Consider the following 17,015-nt stretch of genomic DNA (forward strand, 5'->3'; position numbering starts at 1 on the left):
AAGCTATATTTTTTTCTGAGTTTCGTGTACAATATTATCGATGATAAGGGATGGGGAGCTGCGGCTCCCTACCTATCAAATATAAAAAATAAACTGCATTTTTAGGAGGAACATTTTAAAATGGCAAAAGAAAAATTTGACCGTTCTAAACCCCACGTAAACATTGGTACGATCGGACACGTTGACCATGGTAAAACTACACTTACAGCTGCTATCACAACTGTATTATCTAAAAAAGGTTTGGCTCAAGCTTCAGCTTACGACCAAATCGATGGCGCTCCAGAAGAACGCGAACGCGGAATCACTATCTCAACTGCTCACGTTGAGTACGAAACTGAAGCACGTCACTATGCTCACGTTGACTGCCCAGGACACGCGGACTACGTTAAAAACATGATCACTGGTGCTGCTCAAATGGACGGCGCGATCTTAGTAGTATCTGCTGCTGATGGTCCTATGCCTCAAACACGTGAACACATCTTGTTATCACGTAACGTTGGTGTACCATACATCGTTGTTTTCTTAAACAAAATGGATATGGTTGATGACGAAGAATTACTAGAATTAGTTGAAATGGAAGTTCGTGACTTATTGTCAGAATATGACTTCCCAGGCGACGATGTTCCTGTAATCGCTGGTTCTGCTTTGAAAGCTCTTGAAGGCGATGCTTCATACGAAGAAAAAATCATGGAATTAATGGCTGCAGTTGACGAATACGTTCCAACTCCAGAACGTGACACTGACAAACCATTCATGATGCCAGTCGAAGACGTATTCTCAATCACTGGACGTGGTACTGTTGCTACAGGCCGTGTTGAACGTGGACAAGTTCGCGTTGGTGACGAAGTTGAAATCGTTGGTATTGCTGAAGAAACTGCTAAAACAACTGTAACTGGTGTTGAAATGTTCCGTAAATTGTTAGACTATGCTGAAGCAGGGGATAACATTGGTGCATTGCTACGTGGTGTTGCTCGTGAAGACATCCAACGTGGACAAGTATTGGCTAAAGCTGGTACAATCACACCTCATACAAAATTTAAAGCTGAAGTTTACGTTTTAACAAAAGAAGAAGGTGGACGTCATACACCATTCTTCACTAACTACCGTCCTCAGTTCTACTTCCGTACAACTGACGTAACTGGTGTTGTTGAATTACCAGAAGGAACTGAAATGGTTATGCCTGGTGATAACGTAACAATCGACGTTGAATTGATCCACCCAATCGCTATCGAAGACGGAACTCGTTTCTCAATTCGTGAAGGCGGACGTACTGTTGGTTCAGGCGTTGTAACTTCAATCCAAGCTTAATTTGATTGATCGAAGAGCAAAAGCGTACGCGCTTTTGCTCTTTTTTTGACTCTTGTAGAAAAAAAGCCGCTCTCTCTAGCGTGGATGAATCCGTTACGGTTCATCGAAGCTAAAGAGAGCGGTGCTTTTTATTTTATTAGATTTTGCTTCTTCAAGAAGGCGTCAAATCCTTGGTCAGGACGATTGCTGTAAAAGCCAGCGAATTTTTCTGACCATGGTTTGGTCTCGCGGGCTTCTCCAAAAGCAGTCATCGTTTGATCGTACGCTTCGATCGCCTCATAAGAATAGTTCTGGTAGTGATTGTAATGAATGACCGCTTCTTCTGGCAAGCGAGGTTTGACCTTCATTTCTACGATTGGTTTACCAATGCTCAAGCCAGCCACAGGATAGACATATTCTGGTAAGTGCAACAATTCAGCGATTTTGGCGCTGTCTTTGCGGACGCTGCCAGAAATGACGGTGCCTAAGCCCAGTGATTCAGCAGCGATCGCACCAGATTGCAAAGCGATGCTGGCATCAGTGGTGGCGATCAATAGTGGCTGATAGCCCTCATCGATTGGATAGGGGGTCTGTTTTTCGTCAGCAACTTTTTTGGTTCGATTTAAATCAGCTAAAAATAGCAGAAAGAGTGAACTTGCTGCGATATGAGGATTGCCAGGATTCCATTCGACCATTTGTTGGCGAATCTGCGGGTCGTCGATCACTAAGATCGAATAGGCTTGCCCGTTCATCCAGCTAGGTGCTTGACGAGCCGCAGTCAAAATCGCGGTTACTTCCTCTTGGCTCAAGCGGTAGTCAGGGTCAAATTGTCGGTAAGTGCGGTGATTGTGCAAAAGCTCAATGGTTTCGTTCATAGGTTTGCTCCTTTAACTGTTGGGTGATTTTTGTGAATCGTTCTTGAAATAGCGGTAAATCATCTTTGGCTAAGCGGGTATAGTTCAAACGCAAGCCATTCGTATCGTTACTGAAAAGAAACGCAGGTGCTACTAAGCAATCGTTCGCCAAAAAGAGTGACCAATCTTTGCGAGTCAATGTGCGGTGACGCCAAGTCAACCACAGGTAAAGACCACCTTTCGTCGACTGCCATTGCCAATCCTCCTGAAATGCCTGCAAGAGTTGGAGTAAGTCTTGCTGGCGCTGGGCCATTTCTGCAAGCAGTGTCCGCTGCTGCTGGTGGTAATCAGAGGAGCGTAAGGCGATGTTGGCAAGGACTTGCGGGAAGATCGTGGTATCGATCGCCATCCGTTTTTTCGCTTGGGCAAATTGGTCGGCTAACGCTTCTGGCACCAAAAGCCAGCCGATTTTGATGGATGATCCTAGTAATTTTGAAAGCGAGCCTAAATAAATGACGGTTTCGGGAGCCATGGATTTTAGCTTGGGTGGTACTTTCTCAAAAGCCAACTCGCTAAAAACATCGTCTTCTATGATCGGTACTTGGTAGGTCTGGCAAAGGCGGATGATCGCTTGGCGCCGATGGTCACTCATAGTATGTCCCGTTGGATTTTGGAAGGTAGGATTCAGATAGACGAATTTGATCTTCTTTTCCTTCAACACTTTTTCCAATGTCGCAGGCCGCATTCCTTCGCTATCTTGCTTGATCCCGATCAACTGGACATTCATCGTGGAAAACAAGGGGAGAGAGAACAAGAAAGAAGGGTCCTCTGTCGCGATACAATCCCCCGCATGCAATAAGACTTGCATTAGCAAGGTGATTCCTTGTGTCGATCCAGCAGTGATCACTAGTTTTTGTCCGTTGGTGGGCAAATTGAAGGAATCAGCAAGGTGCTGCAATAAGATTTCTTGCAAAGGTTCATAACCCGTCGGTAATACTTTGGTGCTTTCTTTGCGAATCTCTTCCCAGGTAAAGGCAGGAAACGTGAAATCGGGGATCAGATCGGCAGGTAGATCACCTGTGTACAGATCCAGCACATCCTTCTCAGTGCGCAAATGCTGAATCTGTTGAACGTAAGGGTCTTGCTGCAGATAAGGGCTGCTTAAAGACGAGCGCAAATAAGAAAGTGGCGTTTGGCGGTTCCCCCAACGACCTTCCAATACACGAGAGCCGCTGCCTTGTTTTCGTTCGATCCATCCTAAGCTTTTCAATTCATCTAACGCTTTGACGACGGTGGAACGATTGACGCCAAAAGTCTGGGCGAGACTGCGCTCTGGTGGCAAACGATCCCCAGGTCCATAGATTCCCGCTTGGATCTCTTCGATAAAATGAGTCACGATCTGCTGGTAAATCGGTTGTTTCTTCTGTTTGTCGATACTTGATGAAGCCATCCTGCACCACCTTTTTCAATTGGATGGTTTAAAAATAAGCCAAATGGCTCTTTTCGTCAAGGGGAAGATTGACTATACTTAGCAAAAAGCACAAGGAGATGAGGAAGATGGAAAAAGTCCTATCAATTGCTGGGTCGGATTCAACCGGAGGTGCCGGTATCGAAGCAGATTTAAAAACATTTCAGGAATATGGTGTCTTTGGTTTTGCCACGATCGCTTCGATCGTCACGATGGACCCACAAGCAGGTTGGAGCCATGAAGTAACGGCGATGGAAACAGCGCTTGTCGAAAAACAAATGATCTCTGCTTTTGCAGGTGATCCGATGGATGCTCTAAAAACGGGCATGTTAGGCAATGAAGACAATATTGTCCAAGCTGCGCAGATGATCCAACAGCAGCAAGTCAAAAATGTGGTGATCGATCCTGTCATTGCTTGCAAAGGGACTGCAGAAATCTTACAGCCAAAAAGCGTCGATGCCATCATCACGCATTTGTTGCCGTTAGCAGATGTTGTCACCCCCAATTTAGTAGAAGCGGGGATTCTTTCAGGTTTGGGTGATTTGACGAGTGTGGAGGCCATGAAGCAAGCTGCTGAAAAAATCCATGAATTAGGTGCTAAATACGTCGTGATCAAAGGGGGGCATCGCTTGCCAGGAGCAAAAGCCATTGACCTCGTTTATGATGGGCAATCCTTCCTCTTGTTAGAAAGTGAAAAAATCGCTACCGATTTCAATCACGGGGCAGGCTGCACCTTTTCAGCAGCGATCGCTGCGGGTCTTGCAAAAGGCAAACCCGTCGTGGAAAGCGTTCGGTTAGCGAAAGCCTTTGTCACAGCGGCAATCAAAGAAGGAGTGGTGATCAATCCTTATGTGGGTCATGTGTGGCATGGTGCCTATACTCACGCCCAAGACCGTATGCAGGAGGAAGCGCCGCAATAGCAGGTTTTCTTCTATAATAAATGGGAAATGAAGAAGTGCTTGAAAGAAGCGGTCAACGCTTCTTTTTTTGTGTTACGAAACCAAAAGAAAATTTTCTGAAAGAAATGCAAAAGAATCCCGGTTTTTCCATAAAAAAAGCTTGCAATCAATGTTTATCCGTAATATAATCATAAAGGTGCTGTTTACGTAAATACGTAAGTCACACTGGCAGCAAAGAAATTTTCTGCCGGCTACGAAACGAGAGGTTGCGACACGCCCGGACGCTTTGCCATGGACGAGCGTGACGGAAAATTTTCGTGGAGCTATGTCTACTTTTCAAAATAGGCGAAGGAGGGAAAACAATGGCAAAACAAAAAATTCGTATCCGTTTAAAAGCGTATGAACATCGTATTTTAGATCAATCAGCGGATAAAATCGTAGAAACTGCAAAGAGAACTGGAGCTGGCGTATCTGGTCCAATTCCATTACCAACTGAACGCAGCTTGTACACGATCATCCGTGCGACGCACAAATACAAAGATTCACGCGAACAATTCGAAATGCGTACACACAAACGTCTAATCGACATTGTGAATCCAACACCAAAAACTGTTGATGCTTTAATGAAGCTAGACTTGCCAAGCGGTGTTAATATCGAAATCAAACTATAATAATTAAGATGGAGGTGTAATCATGACCAAAGGAATCTTAGGGAAAAAAGTGGGAATGACTCAAATCTTCACTGAATCTGGCGAATTGATTCCAGTAACTGTAGTAGAAGCTACACCAAACGTAGTGCTACAAGTGAAAACAATCGAAAATGACGGCTACGAAGCAATTCAAGTCGGCTACCAAGATATGCGTGAAGTTTTGTCTAACAAACCTGCGAAAGGTCATGTTGCAAAAGCAAACACGGCTCCTAAGCGCTTCATTCGCGAATTCAAGAATGTAGAGCTAGAGGGCTTAGAAGTAGGATCAGAAATCAAAGTTGATATTTTTGAAGCAGGAGACATCATCGATGTAACCGGCACTTCGAAAGGTAAAGGATTCCAAGGCGTTATCAAACGTCACGGACAAAGCCGCGGACCAATGGCTCACGGTTCTCGTTACCACCGTCGTCCTGGATCAATGGGTCCAGTTGCACCTAACCGTGTATTCAAAAACAAACGTCTTGCTGGACGTATGGGCGGAAATCGCATCACGATCCAAAACTTGGAAATCGTACGCGTAGACGCAGAACGCAACGTTATCTTGATCAAAGGTAATGTACCTGGCGCGAAAAAATCATTGATTACAATCAAATCAGCTGTGAAAGCTAAATAAGTAGATAGGAAGAAAGGAGGAACTAAGGAATGCCGAATGTAGCATTATTCAAACAAGATGGAAGCCAAAATGGCGAAATTACATTGAACGAAGAAATCTTCGGAATCGAACCAAATGAATCAGTTGTCTATGATGCAATCATCATGCAACGCGCTTCATTAAGACAAGGAACACACGCTGTGAAAAACCGCAGTGCCGTTCGTGGCGGTGGCCGTAAACCATGGCGCCAAAAAGGAACTGGACGTGCCCGTCAAGGTTCAATCCGTTCACCACAATGGCGTGGAGGTGGCGTAGTCTTCGGACCAACACCACGTTCATACAGCTACAAACTTCCTAAAAAAGTTCGTCGCTTAGCAATGAAATCTGTATTGTCAGAAAAAGTTGCTTCAAATAACTTGGTAGCAGTAGAAGGATTAAGCTTTGATGCTCCAAAAACAAAAGAATTCAAACAAGTTTTAGCTAACTTGACAATTGACTCTAAAGTATTGGTAGTTTTAGAATCTGAAAACGACTTTGCCGCTTTATCTGCGCGCAACTTGCCAAAAGTTTCTGTAGTTACTGCTGATAACATTAGTGTTTTAGACATCGTTTCTAACGACAAAATGTTAGTGACACAAACTGCTCTTACTCAGATCGAGGAGGTGCTTGCATAATGAACTTACTAGACGTTATTAAACGCCCAGTGATCACTGAAAAATCAATGCTTGCCATGGATGACAAGAAATACACTTTTGAAGTGGACACAAAAGCTAACAAAACTTTAGTAAAACAAGCTGTAGAAGCTGCCTTTGACGGAGTGAAAGTGGCAAACGTGAACATCATCAACGTTCGTCCGAAATTCAAACGCATGGGTAAATATGCAGGATATACAAAAAAACGTCGCAAAGCTGTTGTGACTTTAACTGAAGATTCTAAAGAAATCCAAATTTTCGAAGCTGCTGAATAAGCAACTCACGCATAAACTTTACATGGGAGGGAAAAAGACGTGGCGATTAAAAAGTACAAACCTACCACGAACGGCCGTCGTAATATGACAAGTTCTGATTTCGCTGAAATCACAACTTCAACACCAGAAAAAACATTGTTAGCTCCTTTGAAAAACAATGCTGGTCGTAACAACAACGGACGTATCACGGTTCGTCATCAAGGTGGCGGTCACAAACGTCAATACCGTTTGATCGATTTCAAACGTAACAAAGACAACGTCGTTGCTACGGTTAAAACGATTGAATATGATCCAAACCGTTCTGCTAACATTGCGTTAGTACATTACGAGGATGGAGTAAAAGCATACATCTTAGCACCTAAAGGATTAGAAGTTGGCATGACTGTCGTTTCTGGTCCAGATGCAGATATTAAAGTAGGGAATGCATTACCACTAGAAAACATTCCAGTCGGTACTGTTATCCACAACATCGAAATGAAACCTGGTAAAGGTGGACAATTGATTCGTTCAGCTGGAACAAGTGCTCAAGTACTTGGTAAAGAAGGCAAATACGTATTGATCCGCTTGAACTCTGGTGAAGTACGGATGATCTTAGCATCATGTCGTGCAACAATCGGTTCTGTTGGTAATGAACAACACGAATTGATCAACATCGGTAAAGCCGGTCGTTCTCGTTGGATGCGCAAACGCCCAACTGTACGTGGTAGCGTAATGAACCCTAATGATCACCCACACGGTGGTGGTGAAGGTAAAGCACCAATCGGACGTAAAGCACCAGTTTCTCCTTGGGGACAACCTGCACTTGGTTACAAAACACGTAACAAAAAAGCAAAATCAGACAAACTTATCGTTCGTCGTCGTAAAACTAAGTAATATACTTGACCGTGTGTCGCACATTTTGAGAGGAGGTACACCATGGGTCGTAGTTTGAAAAAAGGACCTTTTGTCGATGACCATTTGATGAAAAAGGTCGAAGCACAAGAAGGCGCTGAAAAGAAAAAAGTGATCAAAACTTGGTCACGTCGTTCTACAATTTTCCCTAATTTTATCGGATTTACAATTGCTGTGTATGATGGACGGAAACATGTACCAGTTTACATCCAAGAAGACATGGTAGGACACAAATTAGGTGAATTTGCACCAACAAGAACTTATCGCGGACATGCTGCCGATGATAAGAAAACAAGACGCTAATTTTGAGGGGAGGATATCCAAAAATGGCAGAACAAATCACATCAGCGAAAGCAACTGCTAAAACAGTCCGCGTTTCTCCTCGTAAATCTCGTCTAGTTATTGACTTAATCAGAGGGAAAAGCGTTGCTGAAGCAATCGCGATCTTAAAGTTCACACCAAACAAAGCAGCTGGAATCATCGAGAAAGTCTTGATGTCAGCTATTGCCAATGCAGAAAATAATTTTGACTTAGATGTTGAAAACTTGATTGTTTCTGAAGCATTCGTAAACGAAGGACCAACGATGAAACGTTTCCGTCCACGTGCGAAAGGTTCAGCTTCACCGATCAACAAACGTACAAGTCATATTACTGTAGTCGTATCAGAAAAATAAGGAGGGACAATCAGTGGGTCAAAAAGTACATCCAATTGGAATGCGTGTAGGCATCATCCGTGACTGGGATGCTAAATGGTATGCTGAAAAAGAGTATGCTGAATTTCTACATGAAGATTTGAAAATCCGTAAATTTATCGCATCTAAACTTGCTGATGCCGCTGTGTCTACAGTTGAGATCGAGCGTGCAGCAAACCGCGTGAATATTTCAATCCACACAGCTAAACCAGGTATGGTTATCGGTAAAGGCGGATCTGAAGTCGAAAACCTAAGAAAAGAATTAAATAGCCTAACTGGCAAACGAGTTCACATCAACATCGTTGAAATCAAAAAACCAGATTTAGATGCTAAATTAGTAGGCGAAGGAATCGCACGTCAATTAGAGAACCGTGTTGCTTTCCGTCGTGCTCAAAAACAAGCGATCCAACGCACAATGCGTTCTGGCGCTAAAGGAATCAAAACACAAGTTTCTGGCCGTCTAAATGGTGCGGATATCGCTCGTTCAGAAGGTTACTCAGAAGGAACCGTTCCACTTCATACATTACGTGCGGACATTGATTACGCATGGGAAGAAGCAGATACAACATACGGAAAACTAGGAGTTAAAGTGTGGATTTATCGTGGAGAAGTTCTTCCAACTAAAAAGAACACTGAGAAAGGAGGGAAATAAACATGTTAGTACCTAAACGTGTAAAACACCGTCGTGAGTTCCGCGGAAAAATGCGTGGCGAAGCGAAAGGCGGAAAAGAAGTAGCATTCGGTGAATACGGCTTACAAGCTGTTGAATCACACTGGATCACAAACCGTCAAATCGAAGCTGCCCGTATCGCAATGACTCGTTATATGAAACGTGGCGGGAAAGTATGGATCAAAATTTTCCCTCACAAATCTTATACTGCCAAAGCTATCGGGGTACGTATGGGTTCTGGTAAAGGGGCTCCTGAAGGATGGGTATCACCAGTTAAACGTGGTAAAATCATGTTTGAAATTGCCGGTGTACCTGAAGAAGTTGCGCGCGAAGCGTTACGTCTTGCTTCTCACAAATTACCAGTGAAAACGAAGATCGTAAAACGTGAGGAAATGGGTGGTGAATCGAATGAAGGTTAAAGAAATCAGAGAATTAACCACTGCCGAAATGCTAGATCAAGAAAAACAATTGAAAGAAGAATTGTTCAATCTTAGATTCCAATTAGCAACAGGTCAATTAGAAAACACTGCACGTATCAAAGAAGTACGTAAATCGATTGCACGCATTAAAACAGTATTGCGTGAACAAGCTAAGTAATAGTGGAAGGAGGCCATTTAGCGTATGACTGAAGAAAGAAATCAACGCAAAGTTTACCAAGGTCGCGTGGTATCAGACAAAATGGATAAAACTATCACTGTTGTCGTTGAAACAAAGAAAAACCACCCTATCTACGGCAAACGTCTGAACTATTCTAAGAAATACAAAGCACACGATGAAAACAACGAAGCAAAAGTTGGCGATATCGTGAAAATTATGGAAACTCGTCCATTATCAGCTACGAAACGTTTCCGTCTAGTAGAGATTGTTGAAAAGGCAGTGATTATCTAATCACACGAGATTTTCCTATATAGATTGTGAATTGCAAAATCTGAAAGGAGGATACACATCGTGATCCAAGCAGAAAGCCGATTAAGAGTGGCGGACAACTCAGGTGCCCGTGAAATTCTAACGATCAAAGTCCTTGGCGGATCTGGTCGTAAAACTGCCAATATTGGTGACGTGATTGTTGCTACGGTTAAACAAGCAACGCCAGGTGGGGTTGTCAAAAAAGGTGACGTCGTTAAAGCCGTTATCGTTCGTACTAAATCAGGAGCTCGTCGTACAGACGGTTCATACATCAAATTCGATGAAAATGCTGCGGTTATTATCCGTGACGATAAGAGCCCTCGTGGAACTCGTATCTTTGGCCCAGTTGCCCGCGAATTGCGTGAAGGCAACTTTATGAAGATCGTTTCCCTAGCACCAGAAGTATTGTAATAGTGATTCTTATCTAAAGGAGGTGCGAAACAAACATGTTTGTTAAAAAAGGCGATAAAGTTAAAGTTATCACTGGTAAAGACAAAAACAAAGAAGGCGTTGTGCTAGCAGCGTTTCCTAAAAAAGACAAAGTCGTTGTTGAAGGTGTCAATGTTGTCAAAAAACACCAAAAACCTTCTCAAACTGCTCCTCAAGGCGGAATCGTTGAAATGGAAGCACCAATTCATGTTTCTAACGTGATGGTGGTTGATCCATCGAACGGTGAAGCTACGCGTGTCGGTTACAAAGAAGTTGACGGCAAAAAAGTCCGCGTTTCTAAGAAAACCGGAGAAGTTCTTGATAAATAATCTGATGAAGGAAGGAGGGGCTAACAGATGAACCGCCTTAAAGAAAAATATTCAAAAGAAGTTGTCCCATCATTAATGGACAAATTTAACTACAGCTCAATCATGGAAGCACCAAAAGTTGATAAAATCGTTATCAACATGGGTGTCGGTGACGCTGTTTCTAATGCTAAAAACTTAGACAAAGCTGTTGAAGAATTACAATTGATCTCAGGTCAAAAACCATTGATCACAAAAGCGAAAAAATCTATCGCAGGATTCCGTTTACGTGAAGGAATGCCAATCGGTGCGAAAGTAACACTACGCGGCGAAAGAATGTATGAATTCTTAGATAAACTAGTAAGTGTGTCATTGCCACGTGTCCGTGACTTCCACGGTGTGAGCAAAAAAGCGTTCGACGGACGCGGAAACTACACTTTAGGTATCAAAGAACAATTGATTTTCCCTGAAGTAGATTATGATTTGATCGACAAAGTACGTGGTATGGATATCGTGATTGTAACAACAGCAAACACAGATGAAGAATCTCGTGAATTGTTGACACAATTAGGCATGCCATTCCAAAAATAAAAAAAGGAGGCGAACTACGTGGCTAAAAAATCAATGATTGCTAAAAACAAACGCCCTGCTAAATTCTCAACGCAAGAATACACTCGTTGTGAACGTTGCGGACGTCCACATTCAGTTTATCGTAAATTTCATCTTTGCCGTATTTGCTTCCGCGAACTTGCCTATAAAGGACAAATTCCCGGCGTGAAGAAAGCTAGCTGGTAAACTATACTCGCATAAAGGAGGTAAATTATCCCATGGTCATGACAGATCCAATTGCAGATTTTCTAACGCGCGTGCGTAACGCAAACATGGTTAAACACGAAAGCCTAGAAGTACCTGCTTCAAAAATCAAACGTGATATCGCTGAAATCTTGAAACGTGAAGGTTTCGTCCGCGATGTTGAATACATTGAAGATGACAAACAAGGCGTGATCCGCGTATTTCTTAAATACGGTAAAAACGGTGAACGTGTTATCACAAACTTAAAACGTATCTCTAAACCAGGCTTGCGTGCTTATGTCAAAGCTGACGAAGTACCAAAAGTATTGAATGGTCTAGGAATCGCGATTATCTCAACTTCTGACGGTGTAATCACTGACAAAGAAGCTAGAGCAAAAAATGTTGGCGGCGAAGTAGTCGCTTATGTATGGTAATTTAAAATATTCCACAAGGAGGTGCCTCTAAGTGAGTCGTATCGGTAATAAGATCGTCGTTCTTCCTGCTGGTGTTGAAATCAAGCAAAACGGAAACGACATTACAGTTAAAGGACCTAAAGGTGAATTAACACGTACTTTCTCTTCTGATATCACAATGAATATCGAAGGAAACGAAGTAACATTCACTCGTCCAAATGATAGTAAAGAAATGAAAACTATCCACGGAACTACCCGTGCAAACTTCAACAACATGGTTGTTGGTGTTTCTGAAGGTTTCCAAAAAGCGTTAGAATTAATCGGGGTTGGGTACCGTGCTCAATTACAAGGGAAAAAACTTGTATTGAACGTTGGTTACTCTCATCCAGTTGAAATCGAAGCGCCAGCTGGAATCGAAATCGAAGTTCCTTCAAACACTTCTGTGATCGTTAAAGGATCAGATAAAGAAGTCGTTGGCGAATTGGCTGCCAATATCCGTGGCGTTCGTCCTCCAGAACCTTATAAAGGCAAAGGAATTCGTTATGTTGGCGAATTTGTACGCCGTAAAGAAGGTAAAACTGGTAAATAGTCGTAATTCTTTACGACTAGCAGCTTAGGCTAGCAAAATTAAAAGAGGTGACAAATTGTGATTACAAAACCAGATAAAAACAAGACACGTCAGAAAAGACATCGTCGTGTACGTAACAAAATCTCTGGTACTGCTGAGTGCCCACGCTTAAACGTGTTCCGTTCGAACAAAAACATCTACGCACAAGTAATTGATGACGTAGCGGGTGTGACGCTAGCAAGTGCCTCTGCCTTAGACAAAGAAGTTTCAGGTGCAACAAAAACTGAACAAGCACAAGCTGTCGGTAAATTAGTCGCAGAACGTGCAGCAGCAAAAGGTATTAAAGTAGTAGTCTTTGACCGTGGTGGATACCTTTACCATGGCCGTGTAGCAGCTTTAGCTGAAGCAGCTCGCGAAAATGGACTGGAATTTTAAGAGAAGGAGGAACACCATTCATGGTTTATATTGATCCAAAACATTTGGAATTAGAAGACCGCGTTGTTGCGATCAACCGTGTAACTAAAGTTGTTAAAGGTGGACGTCGTCTACGTTTTGCTGCATTAGTTGTTGTCGGTGACAAAAACGGACACGTAGGTTTCGGTACTGGTAAAGCACAAGAAGTACCAGAAGCAATCCGTAAAGCAATCGAAGACGCGAAGAAAAACTTGGTGGAAGTACCAATGGTTGGTTCTACAATCCCTCACGAAGTTATCGGTGTATTCGGCGGCGGACGCATCCTTATGAAACCTGCTGTAGAAGGTTCTGGGGTAGCTGCTGGTGGACCAGTTCGTGCCGTATTGGAATTAGCTGGGGTAGCTGATATCACATCTAAATCTTTAGGTTCTAACACACCAATCAACGTTGTTCGCGCAACAGTTGAAGGTTTAAAACAATTAAAACGCGCTGAAGAAGTGGCAGCACTTCGCGGCAAATCAGTAGAAGAATTAATCGGTTAAGGAGGACACTATAATGGCTGAATTGAAAATTACTTTAAAACGCAGTATTATCGGACGTCCCCAAAACCAACGTGATACTGTAAAAGCGTTAGGTCTTACAAAGTTGAATTCAACAGTTGTAAAACCTGCTAATGATGCAATCAAAGGCATGGTTAACACTGTTTCTCACTTAGTGGACGTTGAAGAGGTCTAAGGATCAGCAGATCTAGTTTGATTAAGGAGGTGCCAAACCTATGAAACTTCATGAATTAAAACCATCAGAAGGCTCACGCCAAGTACGTAACCGTGTCGGTCGAGGAACTTCATCTGGTAACGGTAAAACAGCTGGACGTGGACAAAAAGGTCAAAAAGCTCGTTCAGGCGGCGGAGTACGTCTAGGATTCGAAGGTGGACAAACACCATTGTTCCGTCGTTTACCAAAACGTGGCTTTACAAATGTGAACCGCAAAGAATATGCAGTCATCAATCTTGATGTCTTGAACCGCTTTGAAGACGGTGCTGAAGTAACACCTGTTGCTTTACACGAAGCTGGAATCGTTAAAGACGAAAAAGCTGGAATCAAAGTATTAGCTAACGGAGAATTAACGAAGAAATTGACTGTGAAAGCAGCTAAATTCTCAAAAGCAGCTGAAGAAGCAATCGTTGCTGCTGGTGGATCAATCGAGGTGATCTAATGATCAGACTATTGAAGGATGCCTTTAAGGTTAAGGATATTAGATCCAGAATATTGTTCACCGTCTTAATCTTGTTTGTCTTTCGTCTGGGAACACATATTACTGTGCCAGGCGTAGACGCAAGTCGCCTAAATACCATCGCGGATCTACCATTTTTAAACATGTTAAACTTGGTAAGTGGTGGCGCCATGCAACAATTTTCGATTTTCTCGATGGGGGTTTCGCCTTACATTACTGCCTCAATTGTTATTCAGTTGTTGCAGATGGATATCGTCCCTAAATTTGTTGAATGGTCGAAACAAGGTGAAGTGGGTCGTAAGAAACTAAATCAGGCAACACGTTACTTGACGTTGGTATTGGGCTTTGTCCAATCCATGACATTAACGGCTGGATTTAACTATTACACTCAACTCGGGTTTGTAAACAATCCTAATATGGCAACCTATATCGTGATCGGTCTGATTTTAACAGCCGGAACGATGTTAGTCACTTGGTTAGGAGAGCAGATCACCGAGCGTGGTATCGGAAACGGTGTGTCAATGATCATCTTTGCAGGGATCATTTCACGCTTACCAGCAAGCATCAAAGAATTGATTGAAGATTACTTCATTAACGTGGATCAATCGGATATCTGGCTAAATGCTATCTTTATGGCGCTGCTTGTGATCGCTGTGTTGATCGTCATTACTTTAGTAACGTATGTTCAACAAGCAGAACGCAAGATTCCGATCCAATATACAAAACGGGTAGCAGGAGCGCCTACCAGCAGTTACCTTCCTTTGAAAGTAAATGCTGCCGGGGTTATCCCAGTTATCTTTGCCAGTTCTTTTATTACAACACCAAATGCGATCATTCAAGCATTAGGTAGTTCATATAGAGGAGAAACTTGGTACGAAGTGGTGCAAACGATCTTTAGTTACAACACTGTACCGGGTGCGATCATCTATACTGTCTTGATCGTTGCGTTTACTTTCTTCTACGCATTTGTTCAAGTAAACCCTGAGAAATTAGCGGAAAACTTGCAAAAACAAGGAAGTTACATTCCGAGTGTGCGTCCTGGTAAAGGAACCGAAGAATATGTATCACGTTTGTTGATGCGATTAAGCACGGTTGGATCGATCTTTTTAGGATTGGTTGCTTTACTTCCAATCATCGCTCAGATGGCTTGGAATCTACCGCAATCGATCGGTCTAGGTGGAACGAGTCTATTGATCATTATCGGTGTGGCACTTGATACTGCCAAGCAGTTAGAAGGGCTTATGCTGAAACGGAAATATACTGGTTTCATCAATTAAAGTTATTGAAGTGTTGAGGATTTCCTCAACACTATTCAAAAACTTACAGGAGGAATTAGAATGAACTTCATTTTAATGGGATTACCTGGTGCTGGAAAAGGTACTCAGGCAGAACGTATCGTTGCTGAATACGGTCTTCCTCATATTTCAACAGGCGATATGTTTCGGGCTGCGATGGCGAACGAAACAGAACTAGGCCTTAAAGCAAAATCATACATGGATCAAGGCGCATTAGTTCCTGATGAGGTTACAAATGGGATCGTTAAAGAACGTTTAGCTGAACCTGATACCGAGAAAGGTTTCTTATTAGATGGTTTTCCTCGTACATTGGATCAAGCAAAAGCGTTAGATGAGATGCTAGCTGACCTTAACAAAAAACTTGATGCCGTTATTGATATTCATGTTCCTGAAGAAGTTCTTGTAGAACGTTTAGCCGGCCGCTTCATGTGCCGCAATTGTGGGGCAACTTATCATAAATTGTTCAATCCTCCAAAAGAGGAAGGAACATGTGATCGTTGTGGAAGTCATGACTTCTACCAACGTGAAGATGATAAGCCTGAGACGGTCAAAAATCGTCTAGCTGTCAATATCAAAAGCAGTGAACCAATTTTGACTTATTACAAAGACAAAGGGTTATTGCAATCGATTGATGGGGATCGCGACATCGACGCTGTATTCGAAGATGTTCAAAAGATCATTGACTAATCATAGATTGCCCGAGTCCAACTTGCAGCTTAAAACTTTCTCTTGAAATCTTTGACAGGATATGATAGAATATGTCAGTCCGACTTCTACTTTTTATTAAGTAGGAGCATAGTTTGAGAATATCAGGTGGGAACCGAGTTTCCGCCATTTTATCGTGTGAAAATCACAAGTACAAGGAGGTACTGTGCGTGGCAAAAGAAGATATGATTGAAGTCGAAGGTACAGTCGTCGAAACTTTGCCGAATGCAATGTTTAAAGTAGAATTGGAAAACGGACACCAAGTTCTAGCGACCGTTTCTGGTAAGATCCGGATGCACTACATTCGTATTTTACCTGGAGACAAAGTGACGGTGGAATTATCCCCGTATGATCTGAACCGTGGCCGCATTACTTATCGCTTTAAATAATTGTACTCCGTAAAACCACAGGAGGTATTATCATGAAAGTAAGACCATCAGTAAAACCAATGTGCGAACATTGTAAAGTAATTCGTCGTAAAGGACGCGTTATGGTGATTTGCCCAGCAAATCCAAAACATAAACAACGTCAAGGATAATCGGAGGTGTAACAAATATGGCTCGTATTGCAGGAGTAGATATTCCTCGTGATAAACGTGTGGTCGTTTCACTTACTTATATCTATGGTATTGGTAACACGACTGCAAAACAAATTTTAGCTGACGCTGGCGTGTCTGAAGAAGTTCGCGTTCGTGATTTAACGAATGAACAAACAGATGCTATCCGTGCGGAAGTTGATAAATTAAAAGTTGAAGGTGACCTTCGTCGTGAAGTGAACTTAAACATCAAACGATTGATGGAAATCGGTTCTTACCGTGGAATCCGTCATCGCCGTGGATTGCCAGTTCGTGGACAAAACACGAAAAACAATGCACGTACTCGTAAAGGCCCGTCTAAAACAGTCGCAGGCAAGAAAAAATAATTC

General features: G+C 42.6%; 30 protein-coding genes. 28 read left to right on the forward strand and 2 right to left on the reverse strand.

All coding sequences use genetic code 11. The annotated features are described in order from the left end of the window. The first annotated feature begins 120 nt into the window (after positions 1-120). On the forward strand, positions 121-1,308 hold the full coding sequence (tuf, locus tag IGI96_RS08875) for an elongation factor Tu (protein ID WP_005226902.1): 1,188 nt from the start codon (positions 121-123) through the stop codon (positions 1,306-1,308). A 128-nt stretch (positions 1,309-1,436) separates the two neighbouring features. On the opposite strand, the gene IGI96_RS08880 is transcribed toward tuf, so the two are convergent. Continuing rightward, positions 1,437-2,162 carry a nitroreductase family protein gene (locus tag IGI96_RS08880; RefSeq protein WP_086338943.1) on the reverse strand — a complete coding sequence of 242 codons (726 nt, stop codon included), beginning with the start codon at positions 2,160-2,162 and terminating at the stop codon, positions 1,437-1,439. Next, positions 2,146-3,591, reverse strand: coding sequence for a PLP-dependent aminotransferase family protein (locus IGI96_RS08885; protein WP_086338944.1), 1,446 nt, complete (start codon positions 3,589-3,591; stop codon positions 2,146-2,148). Before IGI96_RS08885 ends, IGI96_RS08880 begins: the two co-directional genes overlap by 17 nt. 107 nt (positions 3,592-3,698) lie before the next feature. Here IGI96_RS08885 and thiD point away from each other — a divergent pair, with 107 nt between their 5' ends. From thiD to rpsM, 27 genes are all read left to right on the forward strand, one after another. Continuing rightward, positions 3,699-4,529, forward strand: coding sequence for a bifunctional hydroxymethylpyrimidine kinase/phosphomethylpyrimidine kinase (gene thiD / locus IGI96_RS08890; protein WP_010748615.1), 831 nt, complete (start codon positions 3,699-3,701; stop codon positions 4,527-4,529). A gap of 341 nt (positions 4,530-4,870) precedes the next feature. Further along, positions 4,871-5,179, forward strand: a complete 309-nt coding sequence (rpsJ, locus tag IGI96_RS08895) for a 30S ribosomal protein S10 (RefSeq protein ID WP_003127966.1) — start codon at positions 4,871-4,873, stop codon at positions 5,177-5,179. 22 nt (positions 5,180-5,201) lie between these two features. After that, positions 5,202-5,831, forward strand: a complete 630-nt coding sequence (gene rplC / locus IGI96_RS08900; protein WP_003127967.1) for a 50S ribosomal protein L3 — start codon at positions 5,202-5,204, stop codon at positions 5,829-5,831. Positions 5,832-5,860: 29 nt separating this feature from the next. Continuing rightward, positions 5,861-6,484 carry a 50S ribosomal protein L4 gene (rplD, locus tag IGI96_RS08905; protein WP_005226910.1) on the forward strand — a complete coding sequence of 208 codons (624 nt, stop codon included), beginning with the start codon at positions 5,861-5,863 and terminating at the stop codon, positions 6,482-6,484. Next, positions 6,484-6,777, forward strand: coding sequence for a 50S ribosomal protein L23 (locus IGI96_RS08910; RefSeq protein WP_005226911.1), 294 nt, complete (start codon positions 6,484-6,486; stop codon positions 6,775-6,777). The genes rplD and IGI96_RS08910 overlap by 1 nt, the downstream gene beginning before the upstream one ends. Positions 6,778-6,816: 39 nt before the next feature. Next, on the forward strand, positions 6,817-7,650 hold the full coding sequence (gene rplB / locus IGI96_RS08915) for a 50S ribosomal protein L2 (protein ID WP_005226912.1): 834 nt from the start codon (positions 6,817-6,819) through the stop codon (positions 7,648-7,650). A 42-nt stretch (positions 7,651-7,692) separates the two neighbouring features. Continuing rightward, complete coding sequence (rpsS, locus tag IGI96_RS08920) at positions 7,693-7,971, forward strand: 30S ribosomal protein S19 (RefSeq protein WP_005226914.1); 279 nt, start codon at positions 7,693-7,695, stop codon at positions 7,969-7,971. A 23-nt stretch (positions 7,972-7,994) separates the two neighbouring features. Beyond that, entirely contained in the window at positions 7,995-8,342 is a 348-nt protein-coding gene (gene rplV, locus IGI96_RS08925; protein ID WP_003127973.1) for a 50S ribosomal protein L22, read from the forward strand. 13 nt (positions 8,343-8,355) lie between these two features. Continuing rightward, positions 8,356-9,012, forward strand: a complete 657-nt coding sequence (rpsC, locus tag IGI96_RS08930) for a 30S ribosomal protein S3 (protein ID WP_005226916.1) — start codon at positions 8,356-8,358, stop codon at positions 9,010-9,012. Between the two features lie 2 nt (positions 9,013-9,014). Next, on the forward strand, positions 9,015-9,449 hold the full coding sequence (gene rplP / locus IGI96_RS08935; RefSeq protein WP_005226918.1) for a 50S ribosomal protein L16: 435 nt from the start codon (positions 9,015-9,017) through the stop codon (positions 9,447-9,449). Next, positions 9,439-9,627: a 50S ribosomal protein L29 gene (gene rpmC / locus IGI96_RS08940; protein WP_002288664.1), complete on the forward strand. Its 189-nt coding sequence runs from the start codon at positions 9,439-9,441 to the stop codon at positions 9,625-9,627. Before rplP ends, rpmC begins: the two co-directional genes overlap by 11 nt. Positions 9,628-9,651: 24 nt before the next feature. Continuing rightward, the gene (gene rpsQ, locus IGI96_RS08945) at positions 9,652-9,918 is read left to right on the forward strand and encodes a 30S ribosomal protein S17 (protein ID WP_003128005.1); all 267 of its coding nucleotides are present in this window, start codon (positions 9,652-9,654) and stop codon (positions 9,916-9,918) included. Positions 9,919-9,978: 60 nt separating this feature from the next. Beyond that, complete coding sequence (gene rplN, locus IGI96_RS08950; protein ID WP_003128006.1) at positions 9,979-10,347, forward strand: 50S ribosomal protein L14; 369 nt, start codon at positions 9,979-9,981, stop codon at positions 10,345-10,347. 35 nt (positions 10,348-10,382) lie between these two features. After that, positions 10,383-10,694: a 50S ribosomal protein L24 gene (gene rplX / locus IGI96_RS08955; RefSeq protein ID WP_003128007.1), complete on the forward strand. Its 312-nt coding sequence runs from the start codon at positions 10,383-10,385 to the stop codon at positions 10,692-10,694. A gap of 27 nt (positions 10,695-10,721) precedes the next feature. Beyond that, the gene (rplE, locus tag IGI96_RS08960) at positions 10,722-11,261 is read left to right on the forward strand and encodes a 50S ribosomal protein L5 (protein ID WP_005227088.1); all 540 of its coding nucleotides are present in this window, start codon (positions 10,722-10,724) and stop codon (positions 11,259-11,261) included. A gap of 18 nt (positions 11,262-11,279) precedes the next feature. Then, complete coding sequence (locus tag IGI96_RS08965) at positions 11,280-11,465, forward strand: type Z 30S ribosomal protein S14 (RefSeq protein WP_003128010.1); 186 nt, start codon at positions 11,280-11,282, stop codon at positions 11,463-11,465. Between the two features lie 32 nt (positions 11,466-11,497). Further along, the gene (gene rpsH / locus IGI96_RS08970; protein WP_005227093.1) at positions 11,498-11,896 is read left to right on the forward strand and encodes a 30S ribosomal protein S8; all 399 of its coding nucleotides are present in this window, start codon (positions 11,498-11,500) and stop codon (positions 11,894-11,896) included. Between the two features lie 31 nt (positions 11,897-11,927). Beyond that, a complete protein-coding gene (gene rplF, locus IGI96_RS08975) occupies positions 11,928-12,464 on the forward strand; it encodes a 50S ribosomal protein L6 (RefSeq protein ID WP_005227095.1) in 537 nt (178 codons plus the stop codon). 57 nt (positions 12,465-12,521) lie between these two features. Continuing rightward, positions 12,522-12,878, forward strand: a complete 357-nt coding sequence (gene rplR, locus IGI96_RS08980) for a 50S ribosomal protein L18 (RefSeq protein WP_005227097.1) — start codon at positions 12,522-12,524, stop codon at positions 12,876-12,878. A gap of 20 nt (positions 12,879-12,898) precedes the next feature. After that, complete coding sequence (gene rpsE / locus IGI96_RS08985; protein ID WP_003128014.1) at positions 12,899-13,399, forward strand: 30S ribosomal protein S5; 501 nt, start codon at positions 12,899-12,901, stop codon at positions 13,397-13,399. Positions 13,400-13,412: 13 nt separating this feature from the next. Next, the gene (gene rpmD, locus IGI96_RS08990; protein WP_003128015.1) at positions 13,413-13,592 is read left to right on the forward strand and encodes a 50S ribosomal protein L30; all 180 of its coding nucleotides are present in this window, start codon (positions 13,413-13,415) and stop codon (positions 13,590-13,592) included. A gap of 40 nt (positions 13,593-13,632) precedes the next feature. Then, positions 13,633-14,073 carry a 50S ribosomal protein L15 gene (rplO, locus tag IGI96_RS08995; RefSeq protein ID WP_003128016.1) on the forward strand — a complete coding sequence of 147 codons (441 nt, stop codon included), beginning with the start codon at positions 13,633-13,635 and terminating at the stop codon, positions 14,071-14,073. After that, entirely contained in the window at positions 14,073-15,368 is a 1,296-nt protein-coding gene (gene secY, locus IGI96_RS09000; RefSeq protein WP_005227099.1) for a preprotein translocase subunit SecY, read from the forward strand. Before rplO ends, secY begins: the two co-directional genes overlap by 1 nt. A gap of 60 nt (positions 15,369-15,428) precedes the next feature. Further along, positions 15,429-16,073 carry an adenylate kinase gene (locus IGI96_RS09005; RefSeq protein WP_005227100.1) on the forward strand — a complete coding sequence of 215 codons (645 nt, stop codon included), beginning with the start codon at positions 15,429-15,431 and terminating at the stop codon, positions 16,071-16,073. 188 nt (positions 16,074-16,261) lie between these two features. Further along, positions 16,262-16,480, forward strand: coding sequence for a translation initiation factor IF-1 (infA, locus tag IGI96_RS09010; protein WP_002288695.1), 219 nt, complete (start codon positions 16,262-16,264; stop codon positions 16,478-16,480). A 32-nt stretch (positions 16,481-16,512) separates the two neighbouring features. After that, complete coding sequence (gene rpmJ / locus IGI96_RS09015) at positions 16,513-16,629, forward strand: 50S ribosomal protein L36 (protein ID WP_002288710.1); 117 nt, start codon at positions 16,513-16,515, stop codon at positions 16,627-16,629. Positions 16,630-16,646: 17 nt separating this feature from the next. Next, a complete protein-coding gene (gene rpsM, locus IGI96_RS09020; protein ID WP_005227102.1) occupies positions 16,647-17,012 on the forward strand; it encodes a 30S ribosomal protein S13 in 366 nt (121 codons plus the stop codon). The last annotated feature ends 3 nt before the right edge of the window (positions 17,013-17,015 follow it).

Origin of the sequence: Enterococcus sp. DIV0421 (genome assembly GCF_051713745.1) — a bacterium.
Classification (GTDB): domain Bacteria; phylum Bacillota; class Bacilli; order Lactobacillales; family Enterococcaceae; genus Enterococcus_D; species Enterococcus_D casseliflavus.